The sequence below is a fragment of the Actinosynnema sp. genome, from assembly GCF_052038725.1.
This window is the reverse complement of sequence record NZ_JBQGCX010000664.1, coordinates 1-2844: the sequence shown is the minus strand read 5'-3', so window position 1 is coordinate 2844 and position 2844 is coordinate 1. Positions and strand designations below refer to the sequence as shown.

The 2844-nt window shown below is 73.7% G+C and carries 3 protein-coding genes; 1 reads left to right on the top strand and 2 read right to left on the bottom strand.

Annotated elements, in window-relative coordinates; genetic code table 11:
• The first annotated feature begins 227 nt into the window (after window positions 1–227).
• A complete protein-coding gene (locus tag ACTUAL_RS14010) occupies window positions 228–977 on the top strand; it encodes a ZIP family metal transporter (RefSeq protein ID WP_440900543.1) in 750 nt (249 codons plus the stop codon).
• A 406-nt stretch (window positions 978–1383) separates the two neighbouring features.
• Here ACTUAL_RS14010 and ACTUAL_RS14005 read toward each other — a convergent pair whose 3' ends face one another.
• Window positions 1384–2283 (bottom strand): TIGR03619 family F420-dependent LLM class oxidoreductase, encoded by a 900-nt coding sequence (locus ACTUAL_RS14005; RefSeq protein WP_096493854.1) that lies wholly within the window; start codon window positions 2281–2283, stop codon window positions 1384–1386.
• A partial coding sequence (locus ACTUAL_RS14000) for a hypothetical protein (protein ID WP_440900542.1) occupies window positions 2280–2844 on the bottom strand: 565 nt, incomplete at its 5' end. The genes ACTUAL_RS14000 and ACTUAL_RS14005, both read right to left, overlap by 4 nt.

Below are 2844 nucleotides of genomic sequence, written 5' to 3'. Positions count from 1 at the left end.
GTGGTGGTCCGCGCGCTGCGTGCTGATGTGGTGGGCGACTGTAGCGGTGTTCGGCGGGGAAACAAGATCGGGGGGTGATGGGAAATATTCTTGCTGGCAGCGAATATGGGCATTTTCCCACGGGTTTCAGGCAAGCGCTTTCAGTCCACTGTGGAGGGATGGGGGTGGTTTCGGCGGCGGCGGATCGGGTAGTCGCGCGGGTCGGCTTAACGAGGGGGGTGGCGCCGGTGCCGGGGTTGTGGGTGGCGGGCGGGTGGGGGTTGCTGGCCGGGTCGGCGCTGCTGCTGGGGGCGCTGGTCGGGTACCTGGCGCGGGTCCCGGCGGCGGTGGTGGCCGGGGTGATGGCCTTCGGCAGCGGGGTGCTGCTGTCGGCGGTGTCGTTCGAACTGGTCGCCGAGGCGCACGAGCGGGGCGGGTTGGCCGCGACCGCGGTGGGGACGGCGGTGGGCGCGGTGGTCTACACGCTGGCCAACGTGGTGCTGGCCGGGCGCGGGGCCCGGCACCGCAAGCGCTCGGGCGGGCAGCAGCCCTCGGAGGACGAGCAGGCCGGGTCCGGCGGGGCGATCGCGCTGGGCGCGCTGCTGGACGGGGTGCCGGAGTCGATCGTGATCGGCACGAGCCTGCTCGGCGGCGGGTCGGTGAGCGCGGCCACGGTGGCGGCGGTGTTCATCAGCAACGTCCCGGAGGGCTTGTCGAGCGCCTCCGGGATGCGCAGGGCCGGGCGCGGTCCCCGGTACGTGTTCGCGCTGTGGGGCGGGATCGCGCTGATCAGCGCTCTGGCCGCGATGCTCGGCCACGGGGTGCTGGGCGGCGCCTCACCGCAGGTGCTGGCCGGGATCACCGCGCTGGCGGGCGGGGCGATCCTCGCGATGGTGGCCGACACGATGATCCCCGAGGCGTTCGAGGACGCCAGGCTGTGGAGCGGTTTGATCACCGTCGCCGGGTTCCTGACCGCCTTCGCCCTGTCCCGGCTCTGACCTCCGACGCGGTCGATCACGCTCCGCCGGGCCGAGCGACGACCTCGAGCAGTTCCGCAGAGGCGCGATCTGCGCATGGCAACGCTTTCCGCCTCTTCCGGGGAACTGTCCCAGGGGTGATCAGAGCGGTCGCGGTGGACGACGAGGCGCGGGTGACCGGCGGGAGGGCCGTCCACCCGGACCTCGGCGGTTCGCGCGCGTCAGCGCGCGGGACGCCACCACGGTCAGTCCTGTGTCAAAGAACTTCGGGTCCTCCTCGTCCAGGCCCATCACGCCCGACGACTGGCTGGTGGCGCCCACCGCGCCACACCCCGGCGATCCACCCCGGCGATCCGCTCCGGCGTGAACAGCGCCTTCCCCGCGCCGGGGACGTCGCCGCGCCTGATCGGCGCGCCCCCTTCCCCGGCTACCCCCGCGCGCTCGACAGCACCGTCGCGGCCAGGTCGAGCACCCGGTCGACGTCGTCGGCGAGGTGCATCAGGTCCACCAGGACGTGGCGGACCTCGGACTCCGCCTCCACGCGCTTGATCAGCTCGACCACCTCAGCCACGGCGGTGTCGGAGCGGACCGACGGGTAGACGCGCAGGATCACGTCCAGCTCGTCCGGGTCGCGGCCCGCTTCCGCCGCCATGGCGCGGATCAGCGCCCAGGGCTTGGTCACCGCCGCCTCGATGTCCGTGCTGCGGGGCGGGACCAGTGCCGGGAGCCAGCCGTCCGCGCGGGTCGCGACGCGGCGCATGGCCGCGGGCGCGAACGCCGCCAGGTAGACCGGCGGGCGGCGGGTCGGTTTCAGGGCGGCGCGGGTGGCGGGGAGGGTCCAGTGCTTTCCCCGGTGTTCGGCGGGATCCGCCGTCCACAGCTGGTCGAGCACGTCCAGGGTCTCGTCCAGGCGGGAGCCGCGCTCGGACATCGGGACGTTCACCGCCTCGAACTCGTCCGGGGACCAGCCGACACCGAAGCCGGGCGCCAGGCGGCCCCCGCTGAGCACGTCGAGCGTGGTGAGCGCGCGGGCGAGCAGCGCGGGCGGGTACCAGGGGGCGTTGAGGACGTTGCTGCCGATGAGCACCCGCTCGGTCGCGGTGGCGGCCACGGCCAGCAGGACGAACGGGTCCAGGACGGCGCGGAACTCCTCGGGGAAGCCCTCGCCGCCGTTGTGGCCGACGGTGGGGTTGACCGGGGACAGCAGGCGGTCGATCACCCAGAGGCTGTCGGCTCCCAGCTGTTCGAGCTCGCGCGCGCACCTCGCCGCCTGCGGGGCCTGCCAGGCGACGTTTCCGGCTTGGGGCAGCGTGAACCCGATTTTCACCTCGCCCCCACGACGGAGTCGCGCACGTAGTCGCGCAGGGTGCGGGGCGCGCGGCCGAGCAGCTCGGTCATGGTGTCGACCTCGGCGGGGTCGGTCGGGATCGGCGCGGAGCTCAGGAGTTCGAAGCTGCGGATCCAGTCCGCGAGCTTGCGGCCGGACAGCCTGCGCGCGAACGCCTGGCGCCACTCGGGGTCGTCGCCGGTGTAGACGACCTCGCGGCCGAGCTCCTCGGCCCCGATCCGGGCGCGCTGCTCGCCGTTGAGCGCCTCGGGCCCGAGGAGCTGGTGGGAGCCCGCGGCGAAGTCCGCGTCGGTCAGCGCGGTGGTGATCACCTCGGCGGCGTCGCGCAGGTCGATCCGGTTGACGCCGCCGGGGTGCAGCGGCGTCGGGAAGGCGCCCGCCTCGATGTCGGCGCGGAAGACCTCGTCGTTCTGGTCGAAGTTGGTGAGGCTGAACATCGCGGGCCGGGTGTCCGTGCGCGCCAGGAACGCCGCCAGCCTGAGCTTCGGGGCGTAGGCCGGGATCGCGCGGCTCGCGGCCTCGCGCGCGGCGTCGTCCTCG